This window comes from Streptomyces sp. NPDC026659, from assembly GCF_040638245.1.
GTDB lineage: Bacteria > Actinomycetota > Actinomycetes > Streptomycetales > Streptomycetaceae > Streptomyces.
The window spans coordinates 12,340-29,444 of the sequence record NZ_JBEZXY010000001.1; the positions used below are offsets into that span (position 1 = coordinate 12,340).

Annotated in this window: 16 protein-coding genes; 7 read left to right on the forward strand and 9 right to left on the reverse strand. The window is 71.5% G+C overall.

Annotated elements, in window-relative coordinates:
- The first annotated feature begins 46 nt into the window (after positions 1-46).
- A complete protein-coding gene (locus tag AB0E91_RS00075) occupies positions 47-2,692 on the forward strand; it encodes an excinuclease ABC subunit UvrA (RefSeq protein ID WP_361772706.1) in 2,646 nt (881 codons plus the stop codon).
- Between the two features lie 127 nt (positions 2,693-2,819).
- Positions 2,820-3,065 carry a hypothetical protein gene (locus tag AB0E91_RS00080; protein ID WP_161178686.1) on the forward strand — a complete coding sequence of 82 codons (246 nt, stop codon included), beginning with the start codon at positions 2,820-2,822 and terminating at the stop codon, positions 3,063-3,065.
- 88 nt (positions 3,066-3,153) lie between these two features.
- Here AB0E91_RS00080 and AB0E91_RS00085 read toward each other — a convergent pair whose 3' ends face one another.
- From AB0E91_RS00085 to AB0E91_RS00095, 3 genes are read right to left on the reverse strand one after another with little or no spacing between them, the layout of a single operon-like run.
- Complete coding sequence (locus AB0E91_RS00085; protein ID WP_361772710.1) at positions 3,154-3,900, reverse strand: succinate dehydrogenase/fumarate reductase iron-sulfur subunit; 747 nt, start codon at positions 3,898-3,900, stop codon at positions 3,154-3,156.
- Positions 3,897-5,843, reverse strand: coding sequence for a fumarate reductase/succinate dehydrogenase flavoprotein subunit (locus AB0E91_RS00090; RefSeq protein WP_361772713.1), 1,947 nt, complete (start codon positions 5,841-5,843; stop codon positions 3,897-3,899). Before AB0E91_RS00090 ends, AB0E91_RS00085 begins: the two co-directional genes overlap by 4 nt.
- A gap of 2 nt (positions 5,844-5,845) precedes the next feature.
- Positions 5,846-6,517 (reverse strand): succinate dehydrogenase, encoded by a 672-nt coding sequence (locus AB0E91_RS00095; protein ID WP_361775041.1) that lies wholly within the window; start codon positions 6,515-6,517, stop codon positions 5,846-5,848.
- Positions 6,518-6,636: 119 nt separating this feature from the next.
- Between AB0E91_RS00095 and AB0E91_RS00100 the strand changes: the two genes are divergently transcribed.
- Positions 6,637-7,521, forward strand: coding sequence for a LysR substrate-binding domain-containing protein (locus AB0E91_RS00100; RefSeq protein WP_361775044.1), 885 nt, complete (start codon positions 6,637-6,639; stop codon positions 7,519-7,521).
- Between the two features lie 140 nt (positions 7,522-7,661).
- On the opposite strand, the gene AB0E91_RS00105 is transcribed toward AB0E91_RS00100, so the two are convergent.
- The 4 genes from AB0E91_RS00105 to AB0E91_RS00120 all read right to left on the reverse strand — a co-directional run bounded on the left by AB0E91_RS00105 (position 7,662) and on the right by AB0E91_RS00120 (position 12,614).
- Positions 7,662-9,800 (reverse strand): EAL domain-containing protein, encoded by a 2,139-nt coding sequence (locus tag AB0E91_RS00105; RefSeq protein WP_361772716.1) that lies wholly within the window; start codon positions 9,798-9,800, stop codon positions 7,662-7,664.
- Positions 9,797-10,609 carry an SAM-dependent methyltransferase gene (locus AB0E91_RS00110; protein ID WP_361772719.1) on the reverse strand — a complete coding sequence of 271 codons (813 nt, stop codon included), beginning with the start codon at positions 10,607-10,609 and terminating at the stop codon, positions 9,797-9,799. The genes AB0E91_RS00105 and AB0E91_RS00110 overlap by 4 nt, the downstream gene beginning before the upstream one ends.
- Before the next feature lie 250 nt (positions 10,610-10,859).
- Positions 10,860-11,816: an SCO0930 family lipoprotein gene (locus AB0E91_RS00115; RefSeq protein ID WP_361772722.1), complete on the reverse strand. Its 957-nt coding sequence runs from the start codon at positions 11,814-11,816 to the stop codon at positions 10,860-10,862.
- 414 nt (positions 11,817-12,230) lie between these two features.
- Positions 12,231-12,614, reverse strand: a complete 384-nt coding sequence (locus tag AB0E91_RS00120; RefSeq protein WP_361772725.1) for a hypothetical protein — start codon at positions 12,612-12,614, stop codon at positions 12,231-12,233.
- Positions 12,615-12,624: 10 nt separating this feature from the next.
- Here AB0E91_RS00120 and AB0E91_RS00125 point away from each other — a divergent pair, with 10 nt between their 5' ends.
- Entirely contained in the window at positions 12,625-12,753 is a 129-nt protein-coding gene (locus tag AB0E91_RS00125) for a hypothetical protein (protein WP_272919015.1), read from the forward strand.
- 31 nt (positions 12,754-12,784) lie between these two features.
- The gene (locus AB0E91_RS00130) at positions 12,785-13,549 is read left to right on the forward strand and encodes a DUF4239 domain-containing protein (RefSeq protein WP_361772728.1); all 765 of its coding nucleotides are present in this window, start codon (positions 12,785-12,787) and stop codon (positions 13,547-13,549) included.
- Between the two features lie 92 nt (positions 13,550-13,641).
- Here the strand turns inward: AB0E91_RS00130 and AB0E91_RS00135 are convergent, their stop codons facing one another.
- Entirely contained in the window at positions 13,642-14,460 is an 819-nt protein-coding gene (locus AB0E91_RS00135; protein WP_361772731.1) for a hypothetical protein, read from the reverse strand.
- Positions 14,461-14,795: 335 nt separating this feature from the next.
- Between AB0E91_RS00135 and AB0E91_RS00140 the strand changes: the two genes are divergently transcribed.
- Positions 14,796-15,491, forward strand: a complete 696-nt coding sequence (locus AB0E91_RS00140) for a class F sortase (protein WP_361772734.1) — start codon at positions 14,796-14,798, stop codon at positions 15,489-15,491.
- A gap of 31 nt (positions 15,492-15,522) precedes the next feature.
- Here AB0E91_RS00140 and AB0E91_RS00145 read toward each other — a convergent pair whose 3' ends face one another.
- Positions 15,523-16,356 carry a polysaccharide deacetylase family protein gene (locus tag AB0E91_RS00145; RefSeq protein ID WP_361772737.1) on the reverse strand — a complete coding sequence of 278 codons (834 nt, stop codon included), beginning with the start codon at positions 16,354-16,356 and terminating at the stop codon, positions 15,523-15,525.
- 173 nt (positions 16,357-16,529) lie between these two features.
- Between AB0E91_RS00145 and AB0E91_RS00150 the strand changes: the two genes are divergently transcribed.
- On the forward strand, positions 16,530-17,000 hold the full coding sequence (locus AB0E91_RS00150) for a universal stress protein (RefSeq protein WP_361772740.1): 471 nt from the start codon (positions 16,530-16,532) through the stop codon (positions 16,998-17,000).
- Positions 17,001-17,105 lie beyond the last annotated feature (105 nt).

Consider the following 17,105-nt stretch of genomic DNA (forward strand, 5'->3'; position numbering starts at 1 on the left):
CACCCGATCACTCCCCACCCCGTGGGGCGGGGCTAGGTTGGTGACCATGGCACCACGGACCCGACAGACGTCCGCAGCGTCGCACGGCGCACCGTCGCACGACGACCCCCCGGACGCCGGTCACGACGGGCTCATCAAGGTCCGGGGCGCGACCGAGCACAATCTGCGCCACGTCAACGTCGACGTGCCCCGCGACCAGGTGGTGGCCTTCACGGGCGTGTCGGGGTCCGGCAAGTCCTCGCTCGCGTTCGCGACGATCTACGCCGAGGCCCAGCAGCGCTACCTCGAGTCCGTCGCGCCGTACGCCCGCAGGCTGATCGACCAGGGCTCGGCGCCCCGGGTCGGCGAGATCACCGGACTGCCGCCCGCCGTCGCGCTCCGCCAGCAGCACAGCGGCGGCAGCACCCGCTCGACGGTGGGCACGGTGAGCCGGGTCTCGAACGTGCTGCGCATGCTGTACTCCCGCGCCGGTACGTACCCGGCCGGGCAGACCCCCGAGGACCTCGCCGGGACGTTCCCCCGGGACGCCGCCCCGCTGGACTCGGACAGCTTCTCGCCGAACACGGCAGTGGGCGCGTGCCGAACCTGTTCCGGCCTGGGGCGCCTGCACACCGTCGACGACGGCAAGCTGGTCGGCGACGACTCCCTGAGCATCCGGGACGGCGCGATCGCCGCGTGGCCGGGCGCCTGGCAGGGCAAGAACTACCGCGACATCCTCGCGGAGCTGGGCATCGACATCGACATACCCTTCCGTACCCTGCCCGCCGCCCGCCGCGAGTGGCTGCTGACCACCAACGAGCAGCCGACCGTCACCGTGCACCCGATCCGTGACGCCCACCGGGTCGCCCGCTCCTACCAGGGCACCTACATGAGCCCCCGCCGGTGGGTGCTGCACACCTTCGCCACCTCCAAGGCGGCGCATCTGCGGGCGAAGGCCGCCTCGTTCATGACCGAGGAGCTCTGCCCGACCTGCCACGGCAAGCGGCTCAACCCGGAGGCGCTGGCGGTGACCGTCGCCGGGCAGGACATCTCGGTCGCCACCGCCATGCCCCTGACCCAGCTCTCCGCCTTCCTGGAGACGGCTCGCGAGCACCCCGACACCCTGGCCCTGCCCGCCGAGCGGCGGCAGGCCGCGCACGCCCTGATCTCCGGCCTCCAGGAGCAGTTGGGCACGCTGATCGACCTGGGCCTGGGCTATCTCGCGACGGCCCGTGCGACCTCCACCCTCTCCAGCGGCGAACTCCAGCGCCTGCACATGGCGACGCAGCTGCGCAGCGGCCTGTTCGGCGTGCTGTACGTCCTGGACGAGCCGTCGGCGGGACTGCACGCCGCCGACACGGAGCTGCTGCTGACCGCCCTGCGACGGCTCAAGGGGGCCGGGAACAGCGTCTTCGTGGTGGAGCACAACGCACAGGTGCTCGCGTCGGCGGACTGGATCGTCGACATGGGCCCGGGCGCGGGCCGCCACGGCGGGCAGGTCCTCTACGACGGTCCGGCCGGGCGGCTCGAGCAGTCGGAGGAGTCGGTGACCGCCCGGTACCTCGCCGCGAGCGCGCCCGCCGTGCCCGGGCCCGAGAAGCCCCGCCAACCGGAGGGCTGGCTGCGCCTGTTCGGGGTCACCGGCCACAACCTCCGTGATCTGGACGCGAGTTTCCCGCTCGGCACGCTGACGGCGGTGACGGGCGTCTCCGGGTCCGGGAAGTCGACCCTCGTACGGCGCGCCCTCGCGGACACGGTGCGCGACCATCTGCACGCCGACGAGACCGCGCAGGGCATCGCCCGCAACCCCGCCTCGGTGGAGACCGCCGACGAGGAGGAGGACGGGGTGCCGCCGTGGGCCCTCACGGAGGACCGTGTGACGGTGCGCTCCGCCGAGGGGCTCGGGAACATCGACCGGCTGGTGGTCGTGGACCAGAAGCCCATCGGACGCACCCCGCGCTCCAACCTCGCGACCTACACGGGCCTGTTCGACAGTGTCCGCAAGCTGTTCGCCGCCCAGCCCGCCGCGAAGGAACTCGGTTACACCGCCAGCCGGTTCTCCTTCAACGTGACGCAGGGGCGCTGTCCGCACTGCCTGGGCGACGGAGTCGTCAGCATCGAACTGCTCTTCCTCCCCACGGAGACCTCACCGTGCCCGGTCTGCGAGGGCGCGCGCTACAACCCCGGGACGCTCATGGTGCGTTACCGCGACAAGACCATCGCCGACGTGCTGGCGATGAGCGTGGAGGAGGCGCTGGAGTTCCTCCACGACGTCCAACCAGCGGCCCGCATCCTCCAGTTGCTCTCCGACATCGGCCTCGGCTATCTGTCGCTGGGCCAGAGCGCCACGACGCTGTCCGGCGGGGAGGCCCAGCGGATCAAGCTGGTGAGCGAGCTGCACCGCGCCCCTCGTGGCCACAGCCTGTACCTCCTGGACGAGCCCACCAGCGGGCTGCACCCCGCCGACATCGATCTCCTCGTCGGGCAGTTGCAGCGTCTGGTGGACGCCGGGAACTCGGTCGTCGTGGTGGAGCACGACCTGCGTACGGTCGCCGCCGCGGACTGGGTCGTCGACCTCGGCCCGGGCGCGGGCGACGACGGCGGCCGCATCGTCGCCGAGGGCCGCCCCGAGGACGTGGCGCGGGAGGGCGGCACCCCGACCGCCGACCACCTGGGCCGGCATCTCACGTTGCGCGAACCCCAAAGCGCCTGATTTGTCGGCATATCGGATGAATCTCGGTAGCATGGAGATGGCCGTATCCCCGTCCCACTCGGAGCGTGTACGGCCGCTGACCGAGGGGTGCGGGCACGACGCTCCCCGACACAGAAGGTGAGCGATCATGACGGGCAAGATGGACGCATCAGAGGCCGCACGCATCATGGCCGACCCGAACGCCACACCGGAAGAGCGCTCCGTGGCCGCCAGTGCCCTGTCCGACGCGGAACGTGGCCACCACACGAGCAAGCGGGTCGCCTCCGAGGCCGGCCAGCTGCTGGACGACAAGAACATCTCGGAGGACGACCGCTCCGTAGCCGGCAGCGACCTGTCCCAGGACCGCAGGCGTGGCCGCAAGGGCGACCACTGAGGGGACGGAAGGAAGCCAGACGGGGCCGGGATGAGCACCTTTCCCGGCCCCGCCCGTTCGCGCTGTCGGCGAACGTGTGTGACGGCGGCTAGCGCCGTGCCTTGCGGGTGGCGCGGAGCCACTCCTTGTTCATGCGGGTGATCGAGAACAGGGGGATGCCCTTGGGGCAGGCGGTGGCGCACTCGCCCGCGAGGGTGCAGCCGCCGAAGCCCTCCTCGTCCATCTGCGTGACCATGTCCAACACCCGGGTCTCGCGCTCGGGGGCGCCCTGCGGGAGCACGTTGAGGTGGTTGACCTTGGCGGAGGTGAAGAGCATCGCCGCGCCGTTGGGGCAGGCGGCCACGCAGGCGCCGCAGCCGATGCACTCGGCGTGCTCGAAGGCGAAGTCGGCGTCCGGCTTGGGCACGGGCGTGGAGTGGGCCTCGGGCGCGGCACCGGTGGGCGCGGTGATGTAGCCGCCGGCCTGGATGATCCGGTCGAAGGCCGAGCGGTCCACCACCAGGTCCTTGATCACCGGGAAGGCGGCGGCCCGCCACGGCTCGACGTCGATGGTGTCGCCGTCGCGGAAGGACCGCATGTGCAGCTGGCAGGTGGTGGTGCGCTCCGGGCCGTGCGCGTCGCCGTTGATGACGAGGCTGCACGCACCGCAGATGCCCTCGCGGCAGTCGTGGTCGAAGGCGACGGGGTCCTCGCCCTCCAGGATGAGCCGCTCGTTGAGCTGGTCCAGCATCTCCAGGAAGGACATGTCGGGCGAGATGCCGTCCACCTCGTAGGTGGACATGGCGCCTTCGGCGGCGGCGTCGCGCTGCCGCCAGACGCGCAGGGTGAGCCTCATGCGTAGCTCCGCTGGGTGGGGTGGACGTACTCGAAGACCAGGTCTTCCTTGTGCAGGACGGGCGCCTCGCCGGTGGCGGTGAACTCCCAGGCGGCCGCGTAGCCGAACTCCTCGTCCCGGCGGGCCGCTTCGCCGTCCGGGGTCTGGGACTCCTCGCGGAAGTGGCCGCCGCAGGACTCGGCGCGGTGCAGCGCGTCCAGGCACATCAGCTCGGCGAGTTCGAGGTAGTCGACGACGCGATTGGCCTTCTCCAGCGACTGGTTGAACTCCTCGCCGGTGCCGGGGACCTTGATCCGGCGCCAGAACTCCTCGCGGATGCGCGGGATTTCCCGAAGCGCCTTGCGCAGCCCGGCGTCCGTGCGGGCCATGCCGCAGAACTCCCACATCAGCTCGCCGAGTTCACGGTGGAAGGAGTCGGGGGTGCGGTCGCCGTCCACGGCGAGGAGCAGGTTGACCCGGTCCTCGGTCTCGGCCAACACCTCCTGGACGGCGGGGTGTTCGTCGGTGACCTCGTCCTGGCGCGGGTTGCGGGCGAGGTAGTCGTTGATGGTGGCGGGCAGGACGAAGTAGCCGTCGGCCAGGCCCTGCATCAGCGCGGAGGCGCCGAGCCGGTTGGCGCCGTGGTCGGAGAAGTTGGCCTCACCGATCGCGAACAGGCCCGGGATCGTGGTCTGGAGGTCGTAGTCGACCCACAGTCCGCCCATCGTGTAGTGCACGGCGGGGTAGATCCGCATCGGCACCTCGTACGGGTCCTCGTCGGTGATCCGCTGGTACATGTCGAAGAGGTTGCCGTACTTGGCCTCGACCGCCTTACGGCCCATGCGCTTGATGGCGTCGGCGAAGTCGAGGTAGACGCCCTGGCCGCCTGGACCGACACCCCGGCCCTCGTCGCAGACGTTCTTCGCGGCGCGGGAGGCGATGTCGCGCGGGACCAGGTTGCCGAAGGAGGGGTAGATGCGCTCCAGGTAGTAGTCGCGCTCGTCCTCGGGGATCTCGTTCGGCGGCCGGGTGTCGCCCTCGGCCTTCGGTACCCAGATCCGGCCGTCGTTGCGCAGCGACTCGCTCATCAGGGTCAGCTTGGACTGGTGGTCGCCGGTGCGCGGGATGCAGGTGGGATGGATCTGGGTGAAGCAGGGGTTGGCGAACAGCGCGCCGCGCCGGTGCGCCCGCCAGATCGCGGTCGCGTTGGAGTTCATGGCGTTGGTCGACAGATAGAAGACGTTGCCGTAGCCGCCGCTCGCCAGCACCACCGCGTCCGCGAAGTAGGTGTCGATCTTCCCGGTGATCAGATCGCGGGCCACGATCCCGCGCGCCCGGCCGTCGACCACGATCAGGTCGAGCATCTCGGTGCGCGGGTGCAGCTCCACGTTCCCGGCGGCGATCTGCCGGGACAGCGCCTGGTAGGCGCCGAGGAGGAGCTGCTGACCCGTCTGGCCACGGGCGTAGAAGGTGCGGGAGACCTGGACGCCGCCGAAGGAGCGGGTGTCGAGCAGTCCGCCGTACTCACGGGCGAACGGCACGCCCTGGGCCACGCACTGGTCGATGATCTCGACGGAGATCTGCGCGAGCCGGTGGACGTTGGACTCGCGGGCGCGGAAGTCGCCGCCCTTGACGGTGTCGTAGAAGAGCCGGTGCACCGAGTCGCCGTCGTTGCGGTAGTTCTTCGCCGCGTTGATGCCGCCCTGCGCGGCGATGGAGTGGGCGCGGCGCGGGGAGTCCTGGTAGCAGAACTGGACGACGTGGTAGCCCTGTTCGGCGAGCGTGGCCCCGGCGGAGCCGCCCGCGAGCCCGGTGCCGACGACGATGACGGTGTGCTTGCGCCGGTTGGCCGGGTTGACGAGCCTGGCCTCGAAGCGGCGGGTGTCCCAGCGCTCCTGGATCGGCCCGGTCGGGGCCTTGGCGTCGGCGACCGGGGCGCCGGTCGTGTAGTCGGTGTACGTCATGGTCAGCTCACCACTCCGGTCATGACACCCACGGGTACGGCGATGAACCCGGCCGTGAGCAGCAGTGCGAGGACGTTCGCGACGGCCTTCAGGGCGCGCTCGCGGGTACGGCCGCCCGCACCGAGGGTCTGGGCGGCGCTCCAGAAGCCGTGCCGGATGTGCAGTCCGAGCGCGAGCATCGCGACGATGTAGATGACGTTGCCGTACCAGGTGGAGAAGGTGTCCACCACGTTCTGGTACGGGTGGCCCGCCTGGAAGCCGCCGGAGTGCACGGTGCCGGTGGTCAGGTCCAGGAGGTGCCAGACGATGAAGAGGCCGAGGATGATCCCGCCCCAGCGCATGGTGCGCGTCGCATAGCTCGAACGCGCCTTCTTGTGCAGGTACTTGACGGGGCGTGCCTTGATGTCGCGCCGACTGAGCCGATAGGCGGCGGTCGCGTGGGCGACCACGGCGACGACCAGGACGATCCGGACGAGCCAGAGGGTCCACTCGTAGTGCATGAAGGGTTCGCCGACGGTGCGCAGCCAGTGGGCGTAGTGGTTGTACTCGGCGGCCCCGAAGTAGATCTTCAGGTTTCCGATCATGTGCACGATCAGGTAGAGCAGCATGATCAGCCCGCTGACGGCCATCACCGTCTTCTTGCCGACGGAGCTGTCCCACATCGCGCGCGCCATGGACGGACGACGGTCCGTCCGCGTTGCCAGAGCCATGAACAGGACGCTAGGCCCGGTGACACCGATCGGTCCAAGACATGGTTGAGCTGATCTCGATAGGCCGTGGCTATGCTGAAGAGGTGCAGTTCCAGCAGCTCCAGTACTTCGTGGCCGTCGCCGAGACCCGGCACTTCACCCGGGCCGCCGAGCGGGTCCATGTCGCCCAGCCCTCGCTGTCCCAGCAGATCCGCGCACTGGAGCGGGAGCTGGGGGCCGACCTGTTCGTCCGGGCGCGCGGCAACATCGCGCTCACCGACGCGGGCGAGGCCCTGTTCCCACTGGCCCGGCGCATCCTCGCGGACGCGGACACCGCCCGGCAGGAGGTCCAGGAACTGGTGCAGCTGCGACGCGGCCGGGTACGGCTCGGCGCCACCCCCAGCCTCTGCACCGGCCTCCTCCCGGACGTGCTCCGCGCCTTCCACGACCGCTACCCCGGCATCCAGCTCCTCATCGAGGAGGGCGGCTCCCGCGACCTGGTCCGCGAACTGGCCCGCGGCGCCCTCGACCTCGCCCTGATCGTCCTGCCCCTCCCCGCGCCCGCGCCCGCGCTGACCACGGTCGAGCTGCTGCGGGAGGACCTGGTGGTGGTCTCCTCCCCGGAGGAACCGGCCCCCGGCGGGGGGCGGCGGAGCGTGGAGATCGCCGACCTCGCCGACGAGCGCCTGGTGATGTTCCGGCACGGGTACGACCTGCGCGAACTGACCGTCGCGGCGTGTCGCTCCGCCGGGTTCGAGCCGGAGTTCGCCGTCGAGGGGGGCGAGATGGACGCGGTGTTGGGGTTCGTACGGGCGGGGCTCGGGGTTGCTGTCGTGCCGCGGATGGTCGCCACCAGGGCGGGGCGGGGGCTCCGGGTCACTCCCTTGGCCCGGCCGGGGTTGCAGCGGACCATCGCCTTGGCGCATCGGAGTGACGTGGCGCCGCCTCGGGGGGCCCGGGAGCTGCAGCGGATGTTGCTTGAGCGGTGAAGTGTGCCTGCGGCGCCTTTTCGTCTGCCTTGTGCGGTGTTCTTGCGGGTGCGGGTTCGTCTGGGCTTGTCGCGCAGTTCCCCGCGCCCCTCTGGGGGTGGGGGCGAGTGGCTTCGCCACCTCCCCCACCCCCAGATCCCTCAGCTCGTCGCGTTCGCCAAGTGCAGGGTGTGCAGGTTTTCCGGCGGGCCCGGTCTCGCGTAGTACCAGCCCTGGGCCGTGTCGCAGCCCAGGAGGCGGAGTTGTTCGGCCTGGGCGCTGGTTTCGACGCCTTCCACGGTGACGGCCAGGTCGAGGCTGTGGGCCAGGGAGACGATGCCCTCCACGATTTTCAGGTCGACCGGGTCGGCGGGGAACTGCTGCATTCCCCGGGTGAAGGAACGATCCAGCTTGAGGATGCTCACCGGGAGGCGGCGGAGGTTGGCGAGGTTGGAGTAGCCGGTGCCGAAGTCGTCCAGGGCTATGTCGACGCCCATCTCCGCCAGGCGGCGCAGGGGTTTGAGGAGGCCGTCGTCGGCGCCGATCAGGGCCGACTCGGTGACCTCCAGGCAGAGCGCGTCCGGGGTGACACCGGTGCGCTCCAGGATGTCGACGGTGTCCTGGACCAGGCCGGGGTGGGTGAGCTGGCAGGGCGAGAGGTTGACGTTGATGCGCAGCGGCAGGGCGTTGTCGCCTTCGGCCTCCTGCCAGGCGCGGGCCTGCCGTACGGACTCCTCCAGGACCCAGCGGCCGAGCGGGACGATGAGCCCGGTGTGTTCGGCGAGCGGGATGAACCGGTCCGGGCCGAGCACCCCGTGCTGCGGATGCAGCCAGCGCACGAGTGCCTCGGCGCCCCGGACGGTGCCGTCGCCGAGGTGCACCAGGGGCTGGTACTCGATGAAGAACTCGCCGCGCTCCAGGGCGGTGGGCAGCGCGGTGGTCAAGCCGTGCCGGGTGATGGCGCGGGCGTCGGCCTCGGGGTCCGCGAGTTCGGCGCGGTTGCCGCCCGCCGACTTGGCCCGGTACATGGTGATGTCCGCGCTGCGCAGCACCTCGGCCGCCGTACGCTCGCCCGCCGGGCCCTCCACGATGCCCAGGCTGCCGCGCACCAGCAGATCGCGGCCGTCGATGCTCACCGGGGTGACCAGCGCGTTCATGATCCGGTCGGCCAGCTCGTCCACGCCCTGCTCGGTGCCGGGGCCGGTGGTGAGGGCCACGAACTCGTCGCCGCCGAGCCGGGCCACCATCTCGCCGGGCGCGGCCGTACAGGACTGCAGCCGGTCGGCGACCTCCACCAGGAGCCGGTCGCCCGCCGCGTGGCCGAGGCTGTCGTTGATGGCCTTGAAGCCGTCGAGGTCGAGGTAGCACAGCCCGAAGCGCTGGCCCTTCCCCGCCGCGAGGGCCTTCTCCAGGCGCTCGAAGAACAGGGTGCGGTTGGGCAGTCCGGTGAGGGCGTCGTGGGTGGCCTCGTAGCGCAGCCGGAGGTGGAGCAGCCGGCGCTCGGTGGTGTCCTCCATGAGGGCCAGCTGGTACTGCGGGGAGCCGTCGGCGTCGCGCAGCAGCGAGACCGTGAGGTTGGTCCACAGCACCGTGCCGTCGGGGCGGTTGAACGCCTTCTCGACATGGAAGTGCTCGCGCTCGCCGCTCACGAGTTCGTCGTAGAGCCGCCAGGTCTGGGGAGCGTCCTCGGGGTGCTTCCAGTCCCGTACCCGGCGGCCGCGCATGGCCTGCTCGGTGACGCCGAACATGCGCAGCAGGGCGCCGTTGACCTGGAGCACATTGCCCTCCAGGTCCGCGATGCCGATGCCGATGGCGGCGCCCTCGAAGACGGCGCGGAAGCGGGCCTCGCTGGCGTGCAGCGCCTCGGCGACCACGCCCTGGGCGCGCAGCGCGGCCTGGGCGACGGCCTCCTGCTCGGCGAGGGTGCGATCGCGCAGCGCCTGCGCGTATCCGGCGGCCATCGCGTGCTGCAACCGCGAGGAGCGCAGCCGCAGTTCGTCCTGCGGGCCGTCCTCGCCGCAGTACAGGACGAGGTAGGCGTCCACGCAGTCCAGGGTGCGGGTGAGGACCTCGGGGTCGGTGCCGTGCGCCTCCACGAGCGCGGCGCCGACCGCCCGGGCCTCCCCGGGGTCGAAGCTGCGGGCGCGCAGGGCCCGGCTCAGCCGGCCCGCCAGCGGCAGCAGCCGCGCCTCGAACTCGGCGCGGGTCAGCGAGGTCGCGGTGACCGGGTAGACCGCGCGGCTCCAGATCGTCGTCAGGCGGCGGAGTCTGCCCTCCGGCCCGTCCGGCGCCGCGCTCAACGCTTGCGCCCCACGCCCGCGAACCCGGAGAACGCGTACGCGTCCTCGTCCTCCGGCGCCGATTCCGGGCGCCACTCGGGCATCGGGACCAGTCCGGGCTCCACCATGTCGTACCCCTCGAAGAACCGCGCGATCTCGTCGCGCGAGCGCATGATCAGCGGACTGCGGATGTCCTTGTACACGCCCACCGCGCCCTCGGCCCGTTCGGGGGTCACGGGTATGCCCTCGAAGGCGGCGTGGGTGAGGATCAGCAGGCTGCCGGGGGCGAGCGCCGCGTGCAGCTCGGCCAGCGCGGTGTGCGGGTCGTCGGAGTCCTCCACGAAGTGCAGGACGGCCACGAGCAGCAGGGCGACGGGGCGTTCGAGGTCGAGCAGCCGCTCCACCTGGGAACTGGCCAGGATCTCCTGGGGCTTGCGCAGATCACCGGCGACCACCTCGGCGTCCGGGTTGCCCGCGAGGACGGCCTCGCTGTGCGCGACGGCCACCGGGTCGTGGTCCACGTAGACGACACGGGCGCCGGGTACGGCGGACTGGGCGATCTCGTGGACGTTGCCGTAGGTGGGGATGCCGGAGCCGATGTCCAGGAACTGGGTCAGGCCCTGGTCGGTGGCGAAGCGCACCGCCCTGCGCAGGAAGGCCCGGTTGGCCTGCATGATCTTCGGCAGTCCCGGGATGAACTCCATCGCGCTGCGGGCCGCTTCCCGGTCGACCTCGAAGTTGTGCGAACCGCCCAGGTAGTAGTCGTACATGCGCGAGACGCTCGGCACCGAGATGTCGATGCTCCGGGGGGCCCAGGCGGGGCGCTCCATGTATCACTCCGTGGCGTAGGGGACGGGGGCAGACGATCCGGTGTTCGAGCTGAGGCTACTGATCGCTTGCCAATGGAGCGACCCGAACCGGAAATTGACCATCCGTTCCCGGTCACTGCCTGCGGGAAGTACGCGTCCGACCCCGCTGAGTGACGTGTCCCGGGCATGACGACGGCCCGCCTCCCTTCCGTCGGTGCGGAGGAAGACGGGCGCCGGTGGGGGGAGTTCGGGCCGCCGAGGGCCGCCGGGGCTAGGCGGCGGGGGCGCCGATCGGCTTGCCCTCGGGCGAGACGGCGTACCAGGTGCCGCCCACGCCCTGGCCGTTGGTGTCGCCGGGGGCGGTGTCACCGGAGAAGGTGTAGATGGGCCAGCAGTTGACCGTCATCTGCTTCACACCGTCGGGGCGGGTGAACGGCATCAGGCCCTTCTTCAGGATGCCCTTGGTGTCGCTCTCCTCGACGGGGGCGACGGCCGGCCACTTCTCCAGGCACGCGCCGGTGCAGGCGGAGACGGACTTCGGCCACGCCTTGTCCTTGAGGAAGCGGTAGACCGTGTGGCCGTTCTTGTCGACGATGATGTCGCCGAGCTTCGCGTCCTTGTGCACGGAGAGGCCGGGCAGGGAGGCCAGGGAGGCCTTCTTGCCGTTGGGCGCGAGCGCGAACCAGGTCTTGCCGACGCCCTGGCCCTTGGTGTCGCCGGGCTGGGTGTCCTTGGCGAAGCGGTAGGCGGGCCAGCCGTCGATGGTCAGCTGCTTGGTGCCGTCGGAGCGGGTGACCTCGCCGAGGGCCGACTTGTCGACACCGGCACCGGCCGAGGCGTCGTCGGCGGGGACCGGCGGCCAGGCGGTGGCGCAGGCGCCGTCGCACTTGGACTCCGGCGGCTTGGCGGTGTCGTTGTCGAACCGGTACAGCGTCATGCCCGCCTCGTCGGTGAGCACGTTGCCGAGCTTGGCGTCCGCGGCAACGGTCAGCGCGCCCGCCGGGACGGCGGCGGCCGGGGAGGCGGAGGCGTTGCTGCCGTCGGCGCCGTAGCCGTTGCCCGCGCCGGGATTGCCGTAACCACCGGCCGAGGGCGAGGCCGCCGCGCCCGCCGCGCCGACGTTCTGGGCCGCCGGTGTGGTGGCGTTTTCCTGACCGCACGCCGTGGTCAGCACCAGCACCGAGGCTGCCGTGGCCATCAGTGAGGCGGTCCGCCAGGAGGTCTTCATCCTCAACTCCCCATTTTCTGCCTGGATATCGCTATCGGAGCGCCTGCCGCGCCGCCGCACGGCCATGGGTACGGGGGGCGTCGCGCGGGCGTTCAACGGCGCGGCGAAAAACTTTCGGCGGGCTGTGGACGGGGCGGGTACGCGGTCGGGGCGCGCAGGTCGGATGCCGTACGGGTGTGCCCATGCGGGCCGTTGAGGGCGACCGCGCGTCAAACCGCGGATGGGGCGATGTCCCTCCTTCGGATCATTCCGCTCAAGTCGGGGCGTGGGCGCGGCTCACGCGCCTCATGATCTTGTCGTGCAAGGACCCGAAGGAACCCGAGTCACGGCCGCCGCAAGGGTGCTGGCCGTGCTGGCGGTGGCCTGGGCCGTGGTGGGGTGTCCGGCAGGCACCGCGTCGGCGGACGTCTGTGCCTACGCCTCGACGGGGCCGGACGGCACGGTGGCGATCGCGGTGGTCGGCGACGGCCCCTGGCCACCGCCGTGCCAGGAGCCCCCGCCGCCCTGCCCGCCGACACCGACGCCCACGCCCGCGCCCACTCCGACACCGCCTCCTCCACCGCCACCGCAACCGAAGCCGACCCCCAGCCCCACCCCGCGCCCCGTCCCGCCGCCGAAACCGGCTCCCGAGCCGAGGCCGCCCGCCCGGCCCGCACCACCGCCCCCGCCGCCCGTGCCCGCTCCGCCTCCGGCCCCGCCGCCGCCCCCACCGGCACCGGCGCCGAAGCCCGCGCCCCGGCCCGCCCCACCGCCGAAGCCCACCCCGCCACCGAAGCCGAAGCCCACTCCGCGCCCCACCGCGACCCCGGTGAGCTACCCGGCGTACCACCCCAAGCCCGCCCGGCGGACCGCGACCTCCACCACCTCGCCGGTCACCTACGTGCTGCTCATCACCGTCCCCCCGATCGTCGCCGTCGCCGCCCTGCGCCCGCGCTGACGCGGCCGTACCTCACCCCTGGAGGAACCACTTGTCCGATTGGCTTGTCCTGCTCCTGGCGATGCTGGGCGCGTGCGCGGTGGTGGTCGTCATCACCCTCGTACGGCACAAGCGGGCCCCGGAGGACGAGGACCCCAACGAGACCCCGGACGTCATCGAGTACATGACGATGTGGATCGGTGTCGTCTACGCCATCGTCCTCGGCCTCGCGATCGCGGGCGTGTGGGAGGCCCGCAGCGCCGCGCAGGACCAGGTGCAGAGCGAGGCCCAGGCGCTGCACGAGATCTACGAACGCGTCCGCGTCTACCCGCCGGACGTGCGCGACCGCATCCGCGGCGACATCGACGCCTACGTCTCCCACGTCGTCACCACCGAGTGGACGTCGATGACCGACAAGGGCGAAGTGACCGACAAGGGCGCGGAGTTGCTCGCCCAGGTCCGGCACGACGTCACGGACTACCGGCCGAAGAACGACTTCGAGGCCCAGGCGTACCAGCCGATCCTGGACCAGCTGGCCGCCGCCGACCAGGCGCGCAACGCGCGTGCCGACTCCACCGGGGACACCATGCCGCCGGTGGTGTGGTGGGGGCTGCTCGCCGGTGCGGTGATCACCGTCGGCATGGTCTTCGCGCTCCAGATCCGGCGCACCGCACGGGAGTTGATCCTCGCCGGGCTCTTCTCCGCGACCATCGCCTTCATGCTCTTCCTGATCTGGGACTTCGACGCCCCGTTCAGCCGGGGCATCGCGGCGACGGCGGAGCCCTTCCTCAGCCTGTTCCCGGGCGCCAAGAGCTAGCACCCCCGCGCGTCACGGGTACACGAGGATGCCGCCGCGTCCCGCGACGGTCGGCGGCGGCATCCGGGGAGAGGGACGGTGGCGTACGGCCGTCAGATCCGCCTCTCGCCCCGACGGCGCAGCCAGAACACGCCGCCGCCGAGGAAGGCCGAGGCGACGAGTCCGCTGCCGATGGCCATGTCGGCTGGGGCGGGCCCGCTCGAACTGCTGCCGCCGAAGCCGCCGTTGACCCCGCCGAGCACGGTGAAGGCGTTCGGGCTGGTCACGGTGCGGCCGCCGCAGTCGACGGTGATGTCGTAACGGCCCGGCCGGGCATGGCGGAAGATCGTGGCCACGCCGCGCGCGCTGTTGTCGCGGAACGAGTTGAGCTGGGTGGTGCGGAAGACCTCGGAGTACACGCTGCCGCCCCGGCAGCCCTCCACGGTCACCGTGAGACGGCCACCGGCCGGGAGCACGTTGGGGGACACGTGGATGTTGCGGATGCCGCCCTCGCCGTGACCGCCGCCACCACCGAAGTTGTCGTTGTCCCGGCCACCGCCGAAGTCGTCATTGCCCCGGCCGCCCCCGAAGTTGTCGTTGCCCCGGTTGTTTCCGTTGCCGTTGTTGTTGCCGTTGAAATTCCCGTTGCCGTTGCCGTTGAAGTTGTTGTTCCCGTTGCCGTGCCCGTTCCCGTTGTTGTTGAAGTTGTTGTTGCCGTTGCCGTGCCCGTTGTTGAAGTTGTTGTTCCCGTTGAAGTTGCCGTTCCCGTTGAAGTTCCCGTTGCCGGGCACCGGGACCGGAACCGGGACGACGCCCGAGGTTCCCGCCACGCCGTTCCCGTTGCCCATGCCGTCCGCGACGGCCACGGGCGCCGTCACCGAGAGCACGGCGATGGCGGCGCACACCGCCGCCAAGGCACCATGGTTTCGCATCTGAATCCTCCGCGGGAGGCACCCCGGGTCCGGTTCCCGGGTCGATCGGCGAGAAAGCACCTCCCGACAGCACCATCGGGCGCGCGGAACACGCCCGCATGTCGAGAATGCTCCGTCCTGGTGAGCGAGGACTCCGTACGACAAGCACACAATCGGATGTTGTCGCAGGTCACGTGCCGTCAGAAATTTCCTGTGAACCGCAACTCGGATGGCGCACCGAGCGGCTGACGGGCCACCCGTTCGCTCCTCGCCCGTCGCCGCTCCCCGCGCGAGGGACTTAATTTCTTCCCATGCGCTGTGGACGTGGCCGCGACCACGTGACGAAGGGATGGCGAATGTCTGCCTCCGAGCTTGCGGAGTGGGAGGAGCGGCCGCGGAGGCGCGCGCCCTGGGGCGTCATAGCGCTCGTCCTGCTGACCGGTCTGGCCCTCATCCGCAACGGTTCGGGCGAGTTCGACGTGGGCCCGCCCCAGCCGGCCGCCGCGGCGGCCCTGGACACCGGCGCCCCCGCGACCGCCCCCGACGCGGCCCTTCCCGCCGGGCCGGGCTCCACGGCCCCGGCGGCCGCCGCGCTCGCGTTCTCCGCGCCGGACCGGGTGCGCATCCCCGCCATCCGGGTCGACGCCCCCGTCACCGCGGTCGGTCTGGACGCGGACGGCGCGGTGGGCGCGCCGCCGCCGGAGGACACCAATCTGGCGGGCTGGTTCACCGGCGCGGTCTCCCCCGGCGAACAGGGCACCGCCGTGGTCGTCGGCCATGTCGACAACCAGCGCGGCCCCGCCGTGTTCTACGGGCTCGGCGCGCTAAAGAAGGGCGACCGGGTCGAGGTGGACCGCCAGGACGGACGGACGGCGGTCTTCGAGATCTACGGCGTCGAGGTCTTCGAGAAGAGCAAGTTCCCCGGCGACCGGGTCTACGGCTCGAAGGGCACGCCGGAGCTGCGGGTGATCACCTGCGGCGGTGGCTTCACCAAGCAGAACGGCTACGACGGCAACGTGGTCGTCTTCGCCCGCCTGGCCACGGCCGGCTGAACCGGCGGCGGCCGGGCGGGCGCGGTTCCGCTCAGGTCCTGCGGCGGGGCGGGACGGTGAGGTGGTAGCCCTGGTCGAGCAGATAGGGCAGGTACTCGCGGATCGCCTGGACGCTCTGGGTCCGGTCGCCCCCGGCGTCGTGGGAGAGGATCACGACACCGGGGGCGGCGTTCTTCTCCACCCGGTCGATCACGGTGCGGGTGCCGGGGGTCATCCAGTCGGTGGTGTCGTGGGTCCAGGCCATGGGCTCCATGCCCAGTTCGGCGCCGAGTTGGAAGGTGGCGCGGTTCCAGGCGCCGTAGGGGGCGCGGAACCACTGCGGGCGGTCACCGTAGGCGTCCTGGATCACGTCGCAGGTGCGCGCCATCTCGTCGCGGATGTCCGCACGGCGGAGCTGGGTGAGGAGCGGATGGGTCCAGGTGTGGTTGCCGACCACGTGTCCCGCCTCGGCCATGCGGGCGAGGAGTTCCTTGTTCTGGACGGCCATCTCGCCGCACACGAAGAACATGGCGCGCACGTCGTACTTGGCGAGGGTGTCCAGGATGTGCGGGGTGTAGTCCGGGTGCGGCCCGTCGTCGAAGGTCAGCATCATCTGCCGGCCCCGGGTGGAGATGCGCACGATGGGCGCGTGGCGGACCCTCAGCTTGGCGGGGGCGGAGTGCGGGGTGCCGTAGCCGGCGAGGGGCTGGAGCCGGAAGGCGGAGGGCTTGAGGGCCTGGCGCGCCTGCGGTCCGGCGAGGGGGGCGGTGGCGGCGGGCTTCTCGCCGCCACGCCCCAGAAGGAGACCCCCGGTCCCGGCGGCACCGAGCGCGGCGGCCGAACCGAGCAGCAGCCGACGCCGTGTGAACAACCGATACTTCTGCATGAACCATCAGTCGCCCCGCCCGACGCGTGGCCGCCCCATCGACACCGCGAGACCCGGCGATTCCACCCGCTCGGCCGAGAGAATCGCGTCCAGCGGTATGACGAATACGACGAGCCGAACATGGCGCGGACGTGCCGCTTGTACTCGGGAGTGGTTTCGATAGCCTCGCCCGCGTGAGGGAACAGCACGCGGAGAACGCGCATCAGTTCGAGCGGGGTACCGACGGACCCAAGGTCATCCTGGTCGGGGTGGACGGCTCCGACTCCTCGCTGCGGGCCGCGGCGTACGCGGGCGGCCTCGCGCGGCGCCAGGGCGCGCTCCTCGCGGTCGTGTACGTACAGCCGGTGCTCGCGGCCGGGGCCGCGCTCGGGGCGCCCGTGGCGGACACGACCGACGAGATCGCCGAGGACCTGATCGCGCAGATCAGGGCGGCGGCCGAGCGCGTGAAGGGGATATTCGAGGTGCGCTGGGAGTTCCACACCTTCCGCGGCGACCCGTACAACGGCCTGGTGCGCGCCGCCGACGAGCTGAAGGCGGACGCGGTGGTGGTGGGCGCCTCCGAGCAGGCGGGGCACCGCATCGTCGGCTCGGTGGCGGTACGGCTGGTCAAGGCGGGGCGCTGGCCGGTGACGGTGGTCCCGTAACCAACGGTCCCCCAGGGCCGTGGCGGGCGCCCCCGCGGACCCGGTCCGGTGGCCCGTGCGTGGCGTCTTCCCTCCCCGGCGGGGCTGAGTCATCATGATCCGCCG

Excerpts from the sequence above, each read along its gene's own strand:
- AB0E91_RS00075 (WP_361772706.1), top strand. The coding sequence starts at position 47 with ATGGCACCACGGACCCGACAGACGTCCGCAGCGTCGCACGGCGCACCG.
- AB0E91_RS00080 (WP_161178686.1), top strand. The coding sequence starts at position 2,820 with ATGACGGGCAAGATGGACGCATCAGAGGCCGCACGCATCATGGCCGAC.
- AB0E91_RS00085 (WP_361772710.1), bottom strand. The coding sequence starts at position 3,900 with ATGAGGCTCACCCTGCGCGTCTGGCGGCAGCGCGACGCCGCCGCCGAA.
- AB0E91_RS00090 (WP_361772713.1), bottom strand. The coding sequence starts at position 5,843 with ATGACGTACACCGACTACACGACCGGCGCCCCGGTCGCCGACGCCAAG.
- AB0E91_RS00095 (WP_361775041.1), bottom strand. The coding sequence starts at position 6,517 with ATGGCGCGCGCGATGTGGGACAGCTCCGTCGGCAAGAAGACGGTGATG.
- AB0E91_RS00110 (WP_361772719.1), bottom strand. The coding sequence starts at position 10,609 with ATGGAGCGCCCCGCCTGGGCCCCCCGGAGCATCGACATCTCGGTGCCG.
- AB0E91_RS00115 (WP_361772722.1), bottom strand. The coding sequence starts at position 11,816 with ATGAAGACCTCCTGGCGGACCGCCTCACTGATGGCCACGGCAGCCTCG.
- AB0E91_RS00135 (WP_361772731.1), bottom strand. The coding sequence starts at position 14,460 with ATGCGAAACCATGGTGCCTTGGCGGCGGTGTGCGCCGCCATCGCCGTG.
- AB0E91_RS00140 (WP_361772734.1), top strand. The coding sequence starts at position 14,796 with ATGTCTGCCTCCGAGCTTGCGGAGTGGGAGGAGCGGCCGCGGAGGCGC.
- AB0E91_RS00145 (WP_361772737.1), bottom strand. The coding sequence starts at position 16,356 with ATGCAGAAGTATCGGTTGTTCACACGGCGTCGGCTGCTGCTCGGTTCG.